The following is a 16,746-nucleotide window of genomic DNA, read 5'->3' as shown; positions in this document are numbered from 1 at the left end:
CATACCATTCGAGGTGCTCATGCCCAGCCGTCTTAATCCTGAAGACCAGAAACGCGTTGACCAGTATCTCAGCGCTCCTCAGCACCAGGTCGAGCGCCAGCCTTTTCGGCCCTGGCTTCTGCTCCTTCTGGTTCTGGTCGTCGTGATTGGTCTGGGCATTCTCAGCCGCCTCCTCAGCCGCCTGGTGTCATGAGCGATTCTGCGCTCCCCAGGCGCTCGACCGAATCCCGCAAAACCTTTATGAGTTCTTCTGATGACCCATCGCATTGTAATCGTCGGCGGCGGCGCCGGCGGCCTGGAGCTTGCTACCCGCCTGGGTAAAACACTGGGCAAGCGCGGCAAAGCCCGCGTCACCCTGATCGACACCAACCTGACGCATATCTGGAAACCGCTTCTGCATGAAGTCGCTGCCGGCTCGCTGAACTCCTCGGCCGACGAGCTCAACTATGTGGCACAAGCCAAATGGAATCACTTCGAGTTCCAGCTGGGCCGCATGTGCGGCCTGGAGCGTGAAGGCAGATACATACACCTTGCCGCCACCCTGGACGAGCAGGGTCTCGAACTGGTGCCCGCACGCACGCTCGGTTACGACACCCTGGTTATCGCTGTCGGCAGCACCACCAACGATTTCGGCACTCTGGGCGCAGCCGAGCACTGCATCTTCCTCGATACCCGGGAACAGGCGGAGCGCTTCCGCCGTCGGCTGCTCAGCCATTACATGCGCGCCCACGCCAGCGAGGGCCAACACGAAACCCTCAACCTGGCCATCGTCGGCGCCGGGGCGACTGGCGTCGAACTGGCGGCAGAACTTCACCATGCCGCCCACGAGCTCGCCGCCTACGGGCTGGACAGCATCAAGCCGGAAAATATGAACATCACCCTGATAGAAGCAGGCCCGCGCGTACTTCCGGCGCTGCCTGAACGCATCAGCCAGCCCGTGCATCAGACGCTCAGGGAGCTGGGGGTGAGCGTCCTCACGGGCGCTGCCGTCAGCGAAGTGACCAAGGATGGGTTGCGTACCGAGAACGGCGATTTCGTGCCCGCCAGCCTGAGAGTCTGGGCAGCCGGCATCCGCGCCCCGAAATTCCTCCACGAGATCGACGGCCTGGAAACCAACCGGATCAATCAACTGGTGGTTCGGCCCAGCCTGCAGACCACTCGTGATGATGACATCTTCGCCTTCGGCGACTGCGCGGCCTGCCCGCAACCGGACAGCGACCGCAACGTACCGCCACGGGCGCAGGCCGCACATCAGCAGGCCTCGCTACTGGCCAAGTCGCTGGCCTTGCGACTCGAAGGCAAGGACCTGCCCAGCTACCGCTACCGCGATTACGGCTCGCTGATTTCCCTCTCCAGCTTCTCAGCCGTCGGCAACCTGATGGGCAACCTCACCGGCAGCATCATGCTCGAAGGCTGGCTGGCGCGGATGTTCTACATTTCACTCTACCGGATGCATCAGATCGCCCTGTATGGCGTCGCTCGCACCGCCCTGATGATGATCGGCGACAAGCTCAGCACCAGTACGGCACCGCGCCTCAAGCTGCACTGATTGCGCCCGCTCGCGCTTCCCATAACGAGCGGGAAGAGCGGCTCAAGAGCGGCCAATGATGTGTCGTGATTGCGAAGAAAAATGCAGGCATAAAAAAACCGGAAGTTCCTCTCGGAACTTCCGGTTTTTTCAGGCTTCTTGCGAAGCCATTTTGGTGGGTCGTGTGGGACTCGAACCTACGACCAATTGGTTAAAAGCCAACTGCTCTACCAACTGAGCTAACGACCCAAAAATGGTCGGGGTAGGGGGATTCGAACTCCCGACATCCTGCTCCCAAAGCAGGCGCGCTACCGGACTGCGCTATACCCCGATTGGAATTTGGCTCCGCGACCAGGACTCGAACCTGGGACCCAATGATTAACAGTCATTTGCTCTACCGACTGAGCTATCGCGGAACTTCTATTTCCATCCCCTTGGCTGGCTTGCTGTGTAGCCTTGCAAACCCCCCTCAGAGGCGCGCCATTTTACGGTTCTCGACGCGCCTGTCAACAGAAAAAATACGATTTACTACAATACCTTGCGAGAAACTTCAGGCCGGGGAAGATTGGCCACGGCAACGCCCCTTTCAGACAGGGGCCACTCCAGCGGAGCGGCCCCGTCCGGATCAGGCAAATACGATCTCGTCGCCCTCCACCCTGCCTGTGATGCTGGCACCCGGCTCGAATGCGCCGGAGAGGATCTGCTGGGCCAGCGGGTTCTCGATCCAGCGCTGGATGGCACGCTTCAGAGGCCGCGCGCCATAGACCGGGTCGTAACCTACGGCGACCAGCCTGTCCATCGCTTCATCGCTCAGCTCCAGGCTCAAGTCACGCTCCGCCAGGCGCTGGCGAAGACGAGCCAGCTGGATATGGGCGATTCCGGCAATCTGCTCGCGCGCCAGCGGATCGAACACCACCACCTCATCGATACGGTTGATGAATTCCGGACGGAAATGCTGCCCCACCGCATCCATCACCGCCGCACGCTGGGCATCCGGGTCGCCCACCAGCTCCTGAATCTGCATCGAACCCAGGTTCGAGGTCATCACGATCACGGTATTGCGGAAATCCACTGTCCGCCCGTGGCTGTCGGTCAGACGCCCATCCTCCAGCACCTGCAACAGAATGTTGAAGACATCCGGGTGCGCCTTCTCCACCTCGTCGAGCAGCACCACCGAATAAGGCTTGCGACGCACCGCCTCGGTCAGGTATCCGCCTTCCTCATAGCCGATATAGCCCGGTGGCGCACCAATCAGCCGCGCCACCGAGTGCTTCTCCATGAACTCGGACATGTCGATGCGGATCATCGCCTCCTCGGTATCGAAGAGGAATTCGGCCAGCGCCTTGCACAGCTCGGTCTTGCCCACGCCGGTCGGGCCGAGGAAGAGGAACGAACCGCTGGGGCGATTCGGGTCCGCCAGCCCCGCGCGGGAACGGCGCACCGCATTGGCCACCGAAACCACCGCCTCATGCTGACCGATGACGCGCTGGTGCAGCAGGTCTTCCATCTTCAGCAGCTTCTCGCGCTCGCCTTCGAGCATCTTCGAGACCGGGATGCCGGTCCACTTCGACACGACCTCGGCGATTTCCTCATCGGTCACCTTGTTGCGCAGCAGCTGGTTTTCCGCCTTGCCATGCTGATCGACCATCTGCAGGCTGCGTTCCAGGTCCGGGATGATGCCGTACTGCAACTCGGCCATGCGCGCCAGATCACCCTTGCGCCGTGCGGCTTCGAGTTCGGCCTTGGCCTGCTCGATCTTCTGATGCATCTGTGCCGAACCCTGCACCTCGGCTTTCTCTGACTTCCAGATTTCCTCCAGATCGGCGTATTCGCGCTCCAGCTTGACGATTTCCTCGTCGAGCTTGGCCAGGCGCTTCCTGGTGGCCTCGTCGTCCTCGTTCTTCAGTGCCTCGCGCTCGATCTTCAGCTGGATCAGGCGTCGATCGAGACGATCCAGCTCTTCTGGCTTGGAGTCGATCTCCATGCGAATGCGGCTACCCGCCTCGTCGATCAGGTCGATGGCCTTGTCCGGCAGCTGGCGGTCGGTGATGTAGCGATGGGACAGTTTCGCCGCGGCGATAATGGCGCCATCGGTGATGGAGACGCCGTGGTGTACTTCGTAGCGCTCCTTCAGGCCACGCAGGATGGCGATGGTGTCTTCTTCGCTCGGCTCATCGACCTGCACGCGCTGGAAACGCCGCTCCAACGCCGCATCCTTCTCGATGTACTGGCGGTACTCATCCAGCGTGGTCGCCCCGACGCAATGCAGCTCGCCTCGTGCCAGCGCAGGCTTGAGCATGTTGCCGGCATCCATAGCGCCCTCGGCCTTGCCGGCCCCGACCATGGTATGCAGCTCGTCGATGAAGAGGATGACACGCCCTTCCTGCTTGCCCAGCTCATTGAGCACGGCTTTCAGACGCTCCTCGAACTCGCCACGGAATTTGGCGCCGGCGATCAGCGAACCCATGTCCAGCGCCAGCAGGCGCTTGTCCTTGAGCCCGTCGGGCACCTCGCCGTTGACGATGCGCTGGGCCAGCCCTTCGACGATGGCGGTCTTGCCCACGCCCGGCTCACCGATCAGCACCGGATTGTTCTTGGTGCGCCGCTGCAGCACCTGGATGGTCCGGCGGATCTCGTCGTCGCGACCGATCACCGGGTCGAGCTTGCCGTCCTCGGCGCGCTTGGTCATGTCCACGGTGTACTTGTCCAGCGCCTGGCGTGATTCCTCGGCATTGGGGTCGTTGACCGCCTCGCCGCCACGCAGGTTGCTGATGGCATTCTCCAGTGCCTGCCTGCTCACGCCTTGCGCCAGCAGCAGCTTGCCCAGGCGGGTGTTGTTGTCCAGCGCCGCGAGCAGCACCAGCTCGCTGGAAATGTACTGATCACCCTTCTGCTGCGCCAGGCGATCAGCCTGGTTGAGCAGACGCGCCAGGTCCTGGGACATGTTCATGTCGCCAGTGGGATTCTGCAGTTTCGGCAGCTGATCCAGTTCCTTGGTCAGCGCTTGCCGCAAGCCGTTGATATCGAAGCCCACTTGCATCAGCAGGGGCTTGATCGAGCCGCCCTGCTGCTCCAGCAGCGCTTGCAGCAGATGCAGGGGTTCGATGGAGGGATGATCCAGGCCAACGGCGATGGACTGGGCATCGGAAAGCGCAAGCTGCAGCTTGCTGGTCAGACGATCGATACGCATGTAGTCACCTTTCTAATAAGGCAGGCCGGCACACTGGATCGCGCCCGGCTGGCCGTTAAAAACGTAGGCGAGGCAGGCAAGACAAGGCAAAAACAGGCGAGGAACGGACCGGGCTCGCGTACGAGTTTAGTAATCTAAATGAGCATTCCGAGCCTGTTTTTAACGCAGTATTGCCAACGCAGGTAGTTTTTAATGGTCTGCCGAAGCCTGCGAGATGAAACTTAGATAAGGCTGGATTCTTGGAGATTCAAGGCCTGTGACATTGATGCAGATCATGGGCCGGGCCGGGACAGTGCCGTTCAGGCTGTTCGTCCAGCCTCCAGCGCTTTTCTCGTCTTTTTACCCGTCGATCCAAATCAGGCTGGCGAAGCGCCCGGTGCGGGCAGCGCGACGGTAGGAATAGAAGCGCGGGTCAGTGAAGGTGCAGAACCCGCCGCCAAAGACCGCGCTGACACCACAGGCGGCGAGGCGGATGCCGGCTAGGTGGTAGAGATCAGCCATATAACGCCCGGCATTGCGACTTGGGCGAAAGGCTTCGACCGCAACCGGGTGCTGCGTGATAAAGGCTTCCCGGACTTCAGGGCCGACCTCGAAGGCCTCCGGGCCGATTGCCGGCCCCAGCCAGGCCAGCAACTGTTCGCCCGGCACCTGCATCGCGGCCACGGTCGATTCCAGCATGCCATTGGCCAGTCCGCGCCAGCCGGCATGCGCGGCGGCTACGCGGGTACCGGCCCGATCGCAGAAGAGTACCGGCAGGCAATCGGCGGTGAGTACCGTACAGGCTATGCCGGTAGCGTCTGTCCAGCTGGCATCTGCGCACGGCACCAGTGCCGGGTCGGCCTTGACCGTGACAACCGAATGCACCTGGCTCAGCCAGGCAGGTTCGCAGCCGAGAACGGCCTGCAAGCGCTGCCTGTTGGCCATGACCGTCGCCGGCTCGTCACCGACGTGATCGCCCAGATTGAAACCGTCGAAAGGCGCCCGGCTTTCGCCACCCTCGCGCGTGGTCACGCAGGCCCGCACATGCCGGGGCGCGGGCCAGTCGGGAATGATCCAGTCGCCGGGCCAGCCGTTCACCCGATAAAGGCCTCGCGATCCTGCTGCAACAGCGTCAGCAGCCAGACGAAATCATCCGGCAGGGGCGATTCCCATTTCATCCGCTCGCCGCTGAGCGGATGGTCCAGTTCGAGAAAACGGGCATGCAGCGCCTGGCGCGGAAACTCGCGCAGCGATTGCACGAGCGTCTGACTGGCCGCCGGCGGTATGCGGAAACGACCGCTGTAGAGCGGGTCACCCACCAGCGGATAACCGAGATGGGTCATATGCACACGAATCTGGTGGGTGCGCCCGGTTTCGAGCTTGACCCGCACATGGGTGTGCGAGCGGAAGCGCTCCAGCACCCGGTAATGGCTGATGGCCGGCTTGCCGCCTTCGACCACGGCCATGCGCTGGCGCTGCTGGCCATGACGGCCAATCGGCGCATCGACAGTGCCGCCGGTGATGATCACGCCGATGACGATGGCTTCATAGATACGGCTGACGCTGCGTGCCTGCAGCTGCTCGACCAGGCGCGTCTGGGCCTGCAGTGTCTTGGCGACCACCATCAGGCCGGTGGTGTCCTTGTCCAGCCGATGCACGATGCCGGCACGCGGCACGTTGATCAGCTCCGGCACATGATGCAGCAGGGCATTGAGCAGGGTTCCACTGGCATGCCCGGCAGCCGGATGCACCACCAGGCCAGCCGGCTTGTTCAGCACCAGGATGTGCTCGTCCTCGAAGACGATATCCAGCGGAATATCCTCCGCCACCCACTCACCCTGCGCCTGCTGCTCGGCGCCAAGCACCAGAACCGAGCCGGCATGCACGATGTCCCGCGGGCGCAGCGTCGCTCCGTCCACGGTCAGCGATCCGTCCTTGATCCACGCGGCGAGGCGCGAGCGGGAATGCTCGGGAAACAGCTGGGCCGCGACCTGATCGAGACGCTGCCCGCCCAGGTCGAATGGCACTTCGGCGCGAAGTTGGATGGCTTGCGTGGGGATGGTGGACATAATTAAGGACGCTTTATGAGTAAGGAGGAGCCGAGTTCTGCTCGACAGGACCAACAGGAACCGGGAGCGGCCTGCCCTCAGGCCATGCGGTCGCAGATTTCGCCGCGTGCAGACGTCAGCTCGGCATCGATGGCGAGGCTGACAGAATCCATACCCTTAGAGCCTGTCGGGCTTGACCGTTCGTAGGTACAGGTGAGCCTTTGGTTTCAGCAACAGGCTTGTGTTTAAATACGGCGTCTTTGTCCCGGCGTGCCGGGGCGCTCATCATAACAGGACGGCTCAGCGCGAGACAGCCAGCCGTGACAGGACGCAAGCCGCCATGCAAGTGAAACACCTGCTGCTGATCGCCATTTTCGCTCTTACCGCCGCCTGCTCGTCCAACGAAACCATCAGCGAGAACCTCGGTGAAACGGAGCTGTACCGGCAGGCACAGGCCGACCTGGACAACAAGAGCTATACCAGCGCCATCACCAAGCTCAAGGCACTGGAGTCGCGCTATCCCTTCGGTCGCTTCGCCGAGCAGGCGCAGCTGGAGCTGATTTTCGCCTACTACCGGAACATGGAGCCCGAAGCCGCGCGCTCCTCCGCCGAGCGCTTCATCCGCCTGCATCCCCAGCATCCGAGTGTCGATTACGCCTACTACCTCAAGGGCCTGGCTTCCTTCGATCAGGATCGCGGCATCCTCGCCCGCTTCCTGCCGCTGGACATGACCAAACGTGATCCAGGCGCCGCGCGTGACTCCTTCAACGAGTTCGCACAACTGACCACCCGCTTCCCCAACAGCCGCTACGCACCGGACGCCAAGGCACGCATGGTCTACCTGCGCAACCTGCTGGCCGCCAATGAAATCCACGTGGCCGACTACTATCTGCGCCGCCAGGCCTATGTCGCCGCAGCCAATCGTGGGCGCTATGTCGTGGAGAACTTCCAGGGTACGCCGGCGGTCGGCGATGGCCTGGCGGTCATGACCGAAGCCTATCTGCGACTGAGCCTCGACGATCTCGCCAGCACCAGTCTGGAGACCCTCAAGCTCAACTACCCCGAACATCCGAGCCTGGAAGGCGGCCAATTCGTTCCGCGCGAGAAGGAGGCCGACAACCGTGGCTGGCTGTCTCGCGCCACCCTGGGCCTGATCGAATCGAAAGGCACGACACTGGACAGCTCGCGCTCAAACCGCGACGTGCTCCGCCAGTACGAAAATGCCGCCCGTGATCTGCCTGACGAATTGCGTCCGGTACTGAGAGAAGCCGAGGACGAACAACAGGACGGCGGACGCTCCTGGTGGAGCTACCTGACCTTCGGCCTGTTCGACTGACGCAGCGACATCCTGCCGGTGCCTGAGCGATCAGGCACCGCACGCAGTTCTCTCAAGCCAGGAAGGAAAATATGGGTCTATTTCGGCTGCTGTTCTGGATCATCCTGATTGCGACGGCATTCTGGCTCTGGCGACGTCTGACGAGCAAACGCACGACCACCCGCAAGCCTGAACAGCCCACACTGCCCATGGTGCGCTGCGCCCAGTGCGGCATCCATCTGCCCCGCGACCAGGCTTTGCAGGAACGCGATCAGTGGTACTGCAGCCAGGCCCACCTGGAACAGGGCAGCAAGCCGGGTGGGAACTGAAAGCCAGGTATTCCTAGGCCAGCAGGGCCGGCGAATCCTTCGCCTCTATCACCTTTATCGTGTCGCCATCGGTCTGGTGCTGGTGCTGCTGATCAGCAGCGACCTGCATAACGACCTGATGCACATGAGCAACCCCGCCGCCTTCCACTATGGCGCCTGGGGCTACCTGATCATCAATATCCTCATCGCCGTTCTGCTGCAGAATCCCAAGCGCGAGCTGTCGGTCCTGATCCTCGCCCTGATGGATGTTTCCCTGCTCTCGGCGCTGTTCTACTTTGCCGGCGGCACTCCCAGCGGCATCGGCAACCTGCTGATCATTGCCGTCGCCATCGCCAACATCCTGCTGCGCGGGCGCATGGGCTTTCTCATCGCCGCCGTCGCCACCACCGGCCTCATCTACCTGACCTTCTACCTCAGCCTCAGCGACAGCGAAACAAGCAGCCAGTACGTCCAGGCCGCCGCGCTCGGAACCCTGTGCTTCGCCGCCGCCCTGCTGGTACAGGGCCTGACACGCCGCCTGCAGGTCAGTGAAACCCTGGCCCGCCAGCGGGCCGAGGAAGTCGCCAGCCTCGAAGCCCTGAACGCGCAGATCCTGCAGCGCATGCGCACCGGGATTCTGGTGCTCGATCCGCAACAGCGCATCCTGCTCGCCAATCAGGGCGCGCTCGACCTGCTCGACCAGCACGCACTGGTCGGGGAGCGTCTGGCGCCGCGCTGTCCAGAGCTGCTCAGGGGACTGCAGCAATGGCACGACAACCCGACACTGCGCCCGCAGCAATTCAGGGCCACACCAAACGGCACCATGCTGCAGCCAAGTTTCGCCGCGCTGCAGCATGGCGTGCGTCAGAACACTCTGATATTTCTCGAAGACATTTCGCAGATTGCGCAGCAGGCCCAGCAGCTCAAGCTGGCATCGCTGGGCCGGCTGACGGCAAGCATCGCCCACGAAATCCGCAACCCGCTCGGCGCGATCAGCCATGCGGCGCAACTGCTGCAGGAATCAGAGGAGCTGGATGCCGCCGACATGCGCCTGACGCAGATCATCCAGGATCACTCGCGGCGCATGAACCTGGTGATCGAGAACGTCCTGCAGCTGTCGCGCAGGCGGCAGGCCGAGCCGCAATTGCTGGACCTCAAATACTGGGCGCATCGCTTTGCCAGCGAGTTTCGTGGCGGTCTGCCACCGCGCCAGATCCTCCATGTGAAAACCCTGGGCAGCTCGCTGCAGACGCGCATGGACCCGAATCAGTTGCTTCAGGTGCTGACCAACCTGGTGCAGAACGGCCTGCGCTACAGCGGTCAGGAACATGCCGAAGCACAGGTGTGGCTGCACCTGTTTCGCGACGAGACCAGCGACCTGCCGGTTCTCGAGGTGCTCGATGACGGCCCCGGCATCCCCACCGAACAATTGCAGAATATCTTCGAGCCCTTCTTCACCACCGAGAGCAAGGGAACGGGGCTGGGCCTGTATATATGCAGGGAGCTGTGCGAAAGCAATCAGGCACGCCTGGATTACCGGGCAAGAGACGGAGGCGGCAGCTGTTTCCGCATCGTCTTCGCCCATCCGGGCAAGCTCGCCTGAGGGCTAGCAGGTCACACATCGCTCACAGCCCGAGTACAAAACACGTGCTGTAACGTTAACATTGTCGCCTGCGCCATCCGGACGCCCTGCCGCCACTGAAAGACCGAGACCATGACCGCCCGCCAGAAAGCCTTGATCATCGATGACGAACCCGACATCCGGGAACTCCTGGAGATCACCCTGGGGCGGATGAAACTCGACACCCGTAGCGCCCGCAACCTCAAGGAAGCCCGCGAATGTCTGGCGCGCGAACATTACGATCTGTGCCTCACCGACATGCGTCTGCCCGACGGCTGCGGACTGGAACTGGTGCAGTTCATCCAGCAGCAGTACCCGCACCTGCCGGTGGCGATGATCACCGCCTACGGCAGCCTCGACACCGCCATCGGTGCACTCAAGGCTGGCGCATTCGACTTCCTGACCAAACCGGTGGATCTCGGGCGTCTGCGCGAACTGGTCAATACCGCACTACGCCTGCGCACGCCCAATCCCAATGACCTGACCGCCGACAACCGTCTGCTCGGCACCTCGCCGCCGATGAATCTGCTGCGCAAGCAGATCGGCAAACTCGCCCGCAGCCAGGCGCCGGTGTATATCAGTGGCGAATCCGGCAGCGGCAAGGAACTGGTGGCGCGCCTGATCCACGAGCAGGGCCCACGCCACGAACGCCCCTTCATTCCGGTCAACTGCGGGGCGATTCCCTCGGAGCTGATGGAAAGCGAGTTTTTTGGCCACAAGAAGGGCAGTTTTACCGGCGCCATCGAAGACAAGCCCGGCCTGTTTCAGGAAGCCAACGGCGGCACCCTGTTTCTCGATGAAGTCGCCGATCTGCCGCTGAGCATGCAGGTCAAGCTGCTGCGCGCCATTCAGGAAAAAGCCGTCCGCCCGGTTGGCGGCGCCAAGGAGGCGGTGGTGGACGTGCGCGTACTTTGCGCCACCCACAAGGATCTCGCCGCCGAAGTCGCGGCAGGCCGTTTCCGCCAGGATCTCTACTACCGTCTGAACGTCATCGAGTTGCGCGTCCCGCCCCTGCGCGAGCGCCGCGAGGATATCGCCCTGCTCGCCGACGCCATGCTGCGCCGGCTCGCCGATGAATGCGGTGACAGCACGGCGCGCCTGCATGCCGACGCCCTGGCGAAACTGCAGAACTATCGTTTTCCAGGTAACGTGCGCGAGCTGGAGAACATGCTGGAGCGCGCCTACACATTGTGTGAAGACGAGGAAATCAAGGCCGGCGACCTGCGCCTGAGCGAAGCTCCCGGCGTTGGCGAAAGCGGAGAAGCGAGCCTGGCGCAGATCGACAATCTGGAAGACCACCTGGAAGACGTCGAGCGCAAGCTGATCATGCAGGCGCTCGAAGAAACCCGCTGGAACCGCACCGCCGCCGCCCAGCGCCTGGGTCTGACCTTCCGCTCCATGCGCTATCGGCTGAAGAAACTGGGGTTGGATTAAGTAAGGGGGGCAGGCTTTTTCCGGCCCTCACCTCCGCTCGTCGGGTCGGTGGAGCGTGACCCGACCTACAGCTGGAGGCTGGAGGCTGGAGGCTGGAGGCTGGAGGCTGGAGGCTGGAGGCTGGAGGCTGGAGGCTGGAGGCTGGAGGCTGGAGGCTGGAGGCTGGAGGCTGGACAGTGTGCGGCCTAACGCCAAACCTCTGTCCAGCTTTTTCGTCCAGCCTTCCAGCCTCAAGCGCTCTTATCGGCTTCTTATCCCTGCGACAGCAGATTACGCAGGTCGATGATTGCTGCGTTCGCGCGGGAAATATAGTTGGCCATCACCAGCGAGTGGTTGGCGAGGACGCCATAACCACTGCCATTGAGCACCATCGGGCTCCACAGCGGCTCCTGCGCGGCCTCAAGCTCGCGGATGATCTGCCTGACGCTGATCGTGGCGTTCTTCTTGGCCAGCACGTCGGCAAAATCCACTTCGATGGCGCGCAGCAGATGCGACAAGGCCCAGGCTTGGCCACGTGCTTCGTAGAAGACGTTGTCGATCTGCAGCCAGGAGGTCTCGACGCGATCCTCCTCGACCACCATGCCTTCGGACTCCAGTTCCGCGGCACTCGCGGTATCCAGGCGCGCCCGCCCGACGCTGGCGGACAGGCGCTGGGACAACGACCCCAGACGAGTCCCCACGTCGCCGAGCCAGTTGTTGAGGTTGTCCGCGCGCGAATAGAACTGCGCCTTGGGCGCAGGATCGCTCAAACGCGCCAGGTAGTTGTCCAGGTGGCGGAGGCCGTTACGGTACTCCGACTCGGTTGCCGGCAATGCCCAGCTGCGGTTGTCGAAGTTGAACAGCGGCTCGGCCTTGGACAGATCGGGGTCTTCGGTCGACTGCGACTGCGAGCGGGCGAAGTCCTTGCGCAGCGCACGACTGAGGTCGCGCACCTGCACCAGCACGCCATATTCCCAACTGGGCATGTTGTCCAGCCACAGGCCGGGAGGCGCCACGTCATTGGTCAGATAGCCACCCGGCTTGTCCAGCAGGGTAGTGGCGACCTGCCTGAGGGTCTCGACGGTGGTATAGCCATTGACGATCTGCCGCTGCGTGGCTTCTGCCGCCTGGCGGACATGCTGCTGGACCGCAAACCGATCGGGCTCGCGGCTCCAGTACCAGCCCAGGATCAGGGTCACCAGCAGATACAGACCGACCACGGCGACCAGCGCCAGCCATAATGGATTGCGGCTCGTTCCGTGCGCAGTCGCGGTATTCGCCGACGAGCCAGGACGACCGAAGCGGTTCTTCCAATCCAACATAGACATCTGTCCTTCTCTCTTTCAGAGTTCAGAGGTTCGACCGCCAGTCATCTGGAGCGTTGCGGCGGGCGCTTCACTATAACGCAGCTGCCGACGCCAATCGCCATAATGAGAACCAGACCACCTTTGCCGCCATCTTGAACCGGACGGGCAGGTGATAGCATGCCGCCAGCATAACGCTGCACGTGATTGTCGCAGCGCTCAGGAAGCAGACATGTCGGACCAGGAAGAACTCAAACAACACTTCGCGCAGCGGGTCATTCACCAGGCCCGGGAAGTGCTCGAAGTCTGGCAACAGGTGCAACGCAACGAGTGGAATGCTTCCTATCGCGCCGCCCTCGCCGAAGCCAATCAGCGGCTGCAGCGTTTTGCCGGGCGCTTCGACCAGGCCGAGCATCATCAACTTGCGCTGGAGATAGAGGACTGTCTCGGCGACATCGATGACAATCGCGGTCGCCTGTCCAGCGATATCATCGCCACCCTCAGTCAGCTGATCTACCGGCTCGCCCGCACCGGCCTGCGCAACGGCGATTCGCGCGGCCCGGCCGCCCACACCCCCTCCCTGAACAAGCCGGTCTATATCGCCCTGGACGACCATGAGCGCGCCAGCCATATCGTACGCCAGCTGGAATTCTTCAGCATGAGCGCACAGGCCTTTGCCAGCGACCACGAGTTCCGCGCAGCGATGCACCTTCGCCATCCGGCAGCCATCGTCATGGATGTCGACTTCAACGGCGCCGGCGAGGGACTCAGACTGGCCGAACGCGTGCAGCAGGGGCTGGAAGAAAAACTGCCGCTGATCTTCTTCAGCCAGCAGGACACGGACACGCCCACACGCCTGGCGGCTGTACGCGCTGGCGGGCAGGAGCTTTTCATCGAGTCTCTGGATGCATCGAGCCTGCTGGAAAAGATCGAGATCCATACTCGAACCGCCTACTACGAGCCTTTCCGGGTACTCATCATCGATGACTCGCGCGCGCAGGCGACGCATACCGAGCGCGTCCTGAACAACGCCGGAATCATCACCCGAACGCTCAACGAGCCGATTCTGGCGATCAGCTATCTGGCCGAGTTCCAACCGGACCTGATCATTCTCGACATGTACATGCCCGAATGCATGGGCACCGAACTGGCCAAGGTAATTCGCCAGCACGAGCGCTACGTCAGCGTACCGATCATCTACCTGTCCGCCGAAGACGATCTGGACAAGCAACTCAGTGCGATGAACGAAGGTGGCGACGATTTCCTGACCAAACCGATCAAGCCCAGCCATCTGATCGCCACCGTGCGCACCCGTGCCGAGCGAGCGCGCAACCTCAAGGCCCGAATCGTTCGTGACAGCCTGACCGGTCTCTACAACCACACCCACAGCCTGCAGTTGCTCGAGGATGCCAGCACGCGGGCACAGCGCGACAACAGCCCCCTGTGTTTCGCCATGGTCGATATCGATCACTTCAAGCAAGTCAACGACACCTACGGGCATCCCATGGGCGACCGGGTGATCAAGAGCCTGGCGCTGTTTCTCAAGCAGCGCCTGCGCAAGACCGACTGTATCGGTCGCTATGGCGGCGAGGAATTCGCCATCGTGCTGCCCGACACCACGCTGGAAAACGCCTGCCGGGTACTCGACGAGATCCGCCAGCGCTTCTCGGAAATCCGCTTTCCGGCGCAACCTGCCGATCTGTCCTGCACCTTCAGTTGCGGCATTACGCAACTCACACCCAGCGCCGATGTGAAAATGCTGACCCAGCAGGCCGACGAAGCCCTGTACCGTGCCAAGAACGCCGGGCGCAACCGTGTCGAGGCCTTCCGCTGTCACGTAACTGACATCAGATAGCCATATATTGCGGGCCTCCTACTCATCCGGAGGCCGGCATGCGCCTGAAGTCGCTCACCACAGTCAACACGCTGCTGCTCGTTGCCATCTGCCTCGCTCTGGGCGCCACGCTCTGGTGGTCGGAGCGTGCGCTGGAGCGCCCCTATCAGTTGATGGAGCGCTATCTTGGTATTTCCCAGCAGTTTGAGCAGCCTGTCGCCGGCAATATCCAGGGTTATCTGGCCAGCGGTGATGCGCTGCAGCACAGCGCGGCACTGCAGGCGCTGGACACCCTGGCAAGCGACATCTCCGCCCTGCCCACCCGGTTCGCCGAACGCCTGATACCCAGCCTCGAACAGCTCAGCCAGTTCACCGCCAGCGAACTGCTGGCAGCTGGCAAGCTGGCCGGTGATCCGCAGGGTCTGCTATTGCAGGCCGAACGTGAAATGATCGCGGCACTGGCGCAACTGCAGCAGTATGCCGAACAGAGCGATCAGCCGAGCGCAGCGGCCTACCAGAGCGCGGTATTCGAAGCCAGCCGCCAGCTGCTACGTCTGAGCCATGCACGCGGCAGACTGGTTGCCAGCGGCCAGGACGCACTGGCCGCCGAGGCCGAGCAGGCTCTGCAAAGGCTGAACAGGGAAATCGCCACCCTCCAAACCCTGCCGCTGCTTGGCATCGCCGCAGAACAGCAATCCGGCAGCAGCACCTTCGCCGCTCTGCTCGACCTGCAGGGCAGCGAACAGGCCGAACAGGTCAGCGAAGACAAGGGCATCGCGCTCAAACGCGATATCGCCAGCCTGCTCAAGCGCTACCCTGGCGAACTGCGCCGCACCCAGGAACTGATCGGCCAGCGCAGCCAACTGTTGGCCAGCAGCGAGCAGCGGATTGCCATGCTGCAGCAGGCACTCGCGGAACTGGAGCCCGTCGTTCGCGCCGAACACGGGCGCATCCAGGCAGAAGTGCGCCTGATTCAGAGCACCATTATCGTCCTGATATTGCTTGTCGCCTTCGCCATCGATCGCCTCCAGCGTCACTTGACACGCGCATTGGGACAACTGGCACCCGCCCTGCACGCCTGGGCCCAGGGCGATTTCGGGAAAACCGTCCAGCTCGGCTCGAAAACCCCGGAAATGGTGGAGATCGAAACCTCGCTGAACCAGTTGAGACGCTATCTGGTGACGCTGGTCGGCACTCTGCGCCAGCATGCCCAGGAGGTTGCGGGCAACAGCGGCAGCCTGGCTGAAATGAGCAATGACCTGTACCAGGCCGCTACCCGCCAGACCAGCGATACCGCACAGATTCGCGACTCGCTGGGCGAACTGGAGGCGACCATCCAGAACGTCGCCGACGGCGCCGGGCAGACTGCCGAAGCCAGCCGTTCAGCCAGTCAGGCCGTTGCCCAAGGGCAACAGGACATCAGCCAGAGCCTCACGGGCCTGCAGCATCTGGTCAGCGAAGTGCAGGGCAATGCGCTGGCCATCGAGCGTCTGGCCGACGAAACCAACACCATCGGCAAGGTGCTGACCGTCATCCGCGCCATCGCCGAGCAGACCAACCTGCTCGCCCTGAACGCTGCCATCGAAGCGGCCAGAGCCGGCGAGCAGGGCCGTGGCTTTGCCGTGGTGGCCGACGAAGTGCGCACCCTGGCGCAACGCACCAGCGGCGCCACCGAGGAAATTCAGCAACTGATCGGCAACCTGCAGAAAACCGCGAATCAGTCAGTGGAGGCCATGCGCGTGCAGGTCGAGCACGCCACGGCCACTGCCGAACTGGCCGAAACCGCCGACCTGGCGCTGGACCAGATCGTCGCCACCATCGGCACCATCGAACACATGGCCGAGCAGATCGCCCAGGCCACCTCGCAACAGAGCGGCGCCGTCAGTGAAATCCGCAGTCACAGCGAACACATCCATCAACTGGGCGACAGCAACCTCGGCCACATCAGCCGTGGCCGTGAGCAGAGCGAACAGATGCTGCGCCTGGCCAATGACCTGAACCAGACGACACAGACGTTTCGGGTGTAGCTGCAAGCTAGCGTAGGGTGGATGTCGCTTTTTACATCCACCGAGGCTCCGCTCGTCGGGTCGATGAAGCGTGACCCGACCTTGTATCTCGACTGCAGCCTTTCAGGAGGCGATAGTCCCCGGCTGATCATCGGGGGAGAGAGTGCAAGTAGTACCCGCCCTTAAGCTTCGAGCTTGTG

Annotated in this window: 12 protein-coding genes and 3 tRNA genes; 8 read left to right on the top strand and 7 right to left on the bottom strand. The window is 62.6% G+C overall.

Annotated features, from left to right (window positions below; translation table 11 throughout):
• Positions 1-19 precede the first annotated feature (19 nt).
• Positions 20-193, top strand: a complete 174-nt coding sequence (locus tag G7020_RS21260) for a DUF3094 family protein (protein ID WP_181086959.1) — start codon at positions 20-22, stop codon at positions 191-193.
• Between the two features lie 60 nt (positions 194-253).
• Entirely contained in the window at positions 254-1,549 is a 1,296-nt protein-coding gene (locus G7020_RS21255; RefSeq protein ID WP_181086958.1) for an NAD(P)/FAD-dependent oxidoreductase, read from the top strand.
• Between the two features lie 152 nt (positions 1,550-1,701).
• On the opposite strand, the gene G7020_RS21250 is transcribed toward G7020_RS21255, so the two are convergent.
• From G7020_RS21250 to rluD, 6 genes are all read right to left on the bottom strand, one after another.
• A tRNA-Lys gene (locus G7020_RS21250) sits at positions 1,702-1,777 on the bottom strand.
• A gap of 5 nt (positions 1,778-1,782) precedes the next feature.
• Positions 1,783-1,859, bottom strand: a tRNA-Pro gene (locus G7020_RS21245).
• A gap of 9 nt (positions 1,860-1,868) precedes the next feature.
• A tRNA-Asn gene (locus G7020_RS21240) sits at positions 1,869-1,944 on the bottom strand.
• Positions 1,945-2,153: 209 nt separating this feature from the next.
• Positions 2,154-4,718: an ATP-dependent chaperone ClpB gene (gene clpB / locus G7020_RS21235; RefSeq protein ID WP_181086957.1), complete on the bottom strand. Its 2,565-nt coding sequence runs from the start codon at positions 4,716-4,718 to the stop codon at positions 2,154-2,156.
• A gap of 339 nt (positions 4,719-5,057) precedes the next feature.
• Positions 5,058-5,795, bottom strand: coding sequence for a peptidoglycan editing factor PgeF (gene pgeF, locus G7020_RS21230; RefSeq protein WP_181086956.1), 738 nt, complete (start codon positions 5,793-5,795; stop codon positions 5,058-5,060).
• A complete protein-coding gene (gene rluD / locus G7020_RS21225; protein WP_181086955.1) occupies positions 5,792-6,766 on the bottom strand; it encodes a 23S rRNA pseudouridine(1911/1915/1917) synthase RluD in 975 nt (324 codons plus the stop codon). The genes pgeF and rluD overlap by 4 nt, the downstream gene beginning before the upstream one ends.
• A gap of 319 nt (positions 6,767-7,085) precedes the next feature.
• Between rluD and G7020_RS21220 the strand changes: the two genes are divergently transcribed.
• From G7020_RS21220 to G7020_RS21205, 4 genes are all read left to right on the top strand, one after another.
• Positions 7,086-8,081, top strand: a complete 996-nt coding sequence (locus G7020_RS21220; RefSeq protein WP_181086954.1) for an outer membrane protein assembly factor BamD — start codon at positions 7,086-7,088, stop codon at positions 8,079-8,081.
• A 71-nt stretch (positions 8,082-8,152) separates the two neighbouring features.
• Positions 8,153-8,389, top strand: coding sequence for a PP0621 family protein (locus G7020_RS24175; RefSeq protein WP_181086953.1), 237 nt, complete (start codon positions 8,153-8,155; stop codon positions 8,387-8,389).
• Positions 8,379-9,971, top strand: a complete 1,593-nt coding sequence (locus G7020_RS21210) for an ATP-binding protein (protein ID WP_181086952.1) — start codon at positions 8,379-8,381, stop codon at positions 9,969-9,971. Before G7020_RS24175 ends, G7020_RS21210 begins: the two co-directional genes overlap by 11 nt.
• Before the next feature lie 111 nt (positions 9,972-10,082).
• Positions 10,083-11,423 (top strand): sigma-54-dependent transcriptional regulator, encoded by a 1,341-nt coding sequence (locus G7020_RS21205; RefSeq protein ID WP_181086951.1) that lies wholly within the window; start codon positions 10,083-10,085, stop codon positions 11,421-11,423.
• A gap of 251 nt (positions 11,424-11,674) precedes the next feature.
• Here the strand turns inward: G7020_RS21205 and G7020_RS21200 are convergent, their stop codons facing one another.
• Positions 11,675-12,724, bottom strand: a complete 1,050-nt coding sequence (locus G7020_RS21200) for a DUF2333 family protein (protein ID WP_181086970.1) — start codon at positions 12,722-12,724, stop codon at positions 11,675-11,677.
• A gap of 214 nt (positions 12,725-12,938) precedes the next feature.
• Between G7020_RS21200 and G7020_RS21195 the strand changes: the two genes are divergently transcribed.
• Both G7020_RS21195 and G7020_RS21190 read left to right on the top strand, forming a co-directional pair.
• The gene (locus G7020_RS21195; protein WP_181086950.1) at positions 12,939-14,561 is read left to right on the top strand and encodes a response regulator; all 1,623 of its coding nucleotides are present in this window, start codon (positions 12,939-12,941) and stop codon (positions 14,559-14,561) included.
• A gap of 38 nt (positions 14,562-14,599) precedes the next feature.
• On the top strand, positions 14,600-16,567 hold the full coding sequence (locus G7020_RS21190) for a methyl-accepting chemotaxis protein (protein ID WP_181086949.1): 1,968 nt from the start codon (positions 14,600-14,602) through the stop codon (positions 16,565-16,567).
• Positions 16,568-16,746 lie beyond the last annotated feature (179 nt).

Origin of the sequence: Stutzerimonas stutzeri (assembly GCF_013522825.1) — a bacterium.
GTDB classification, from domain to species: domain Bacteria; phylum Pseudomonadota; class Gammaproteobacteria; order Pseudomonadales; family Pseudomonadaceae; genus Stutzerimonas; species Stutzerimonas stutzeri_AK.
Note: the sequence above shows the minus strand (reverse complement) of the source record. Positions and strands in the feature narration are given on the sequence as shown.

Bases quoted from the DNA above. Each gene is read 5' to 3' on its own strand.
- G7020_RS21260 (WP_181086959.1), top strand. From the start codon at position 20: ATGCCCAGCCGTCTTAATCCTGAAGACCAGAAACGCGTTGACCAGTAT.
- G7020_RS21255 (WP_181086958.1), top strand. From the start codon at position 254: ATGACCCATCGCATTGTAATCGTCGGCGGCGGCGCCGGCGGCCTGGAG.
- clpB (WP_181086957.1), bottom strand. From the start codon at position 4,718: ATGCGTATCGATCGTCTGACCAGCAAGCTGCAGCTTGCGCTTTCCGAT.
- rluD (WP_181086955.1), bottom strand. From the start codon at position 6,766: ATGTCCACCATCCCCACGCAAGCCATCCAACTTCGCGCCGAAGTGCCA.
- G7020_RS21220 (WP_181086954.1), top strand. From the start codon at position 7,086: ATGCAAGTGAAACACCTGCTGCTGATCGCCATTTTCGCTCTTACCGCC.
- G7020_RS24175 (WP_181086953.1), top strand. From the start codon at position 8,153: ATGGGTCTATTTCGGCTGCTGTTCTGGATCATCCTGATTGCGACGGCA.
- G7020_RS21205 (WP_181086951.1), top strand. From the start codon at position 10,083: ATGACCGCCCGCCAGAAAGCCTTGATCATCGATGACGAACCCGACATC.
- G7020_RS21200 (WP_181086970.1), bottom strand. From the start codon at position 12,724: ATGTTGGATTGGAAGAACCGCTTCGGTCGTCCTGGCTCGTCGGCGAAT.
- G7020_RS21195 (WP_181086950.1), top strand. From the start codon at position 12,939: ATGTCGGACCAGGAAGAACTCAAACAACACTTCGCGCAGCGGGTCATT.
- G7020_RS21190 (WP_181086949.1), top strand. From the start codon at position 14,600: ATGCGCCTGAAGTCGCTCACCACAGTCAACACGCTGCTGCTCGTTGCC.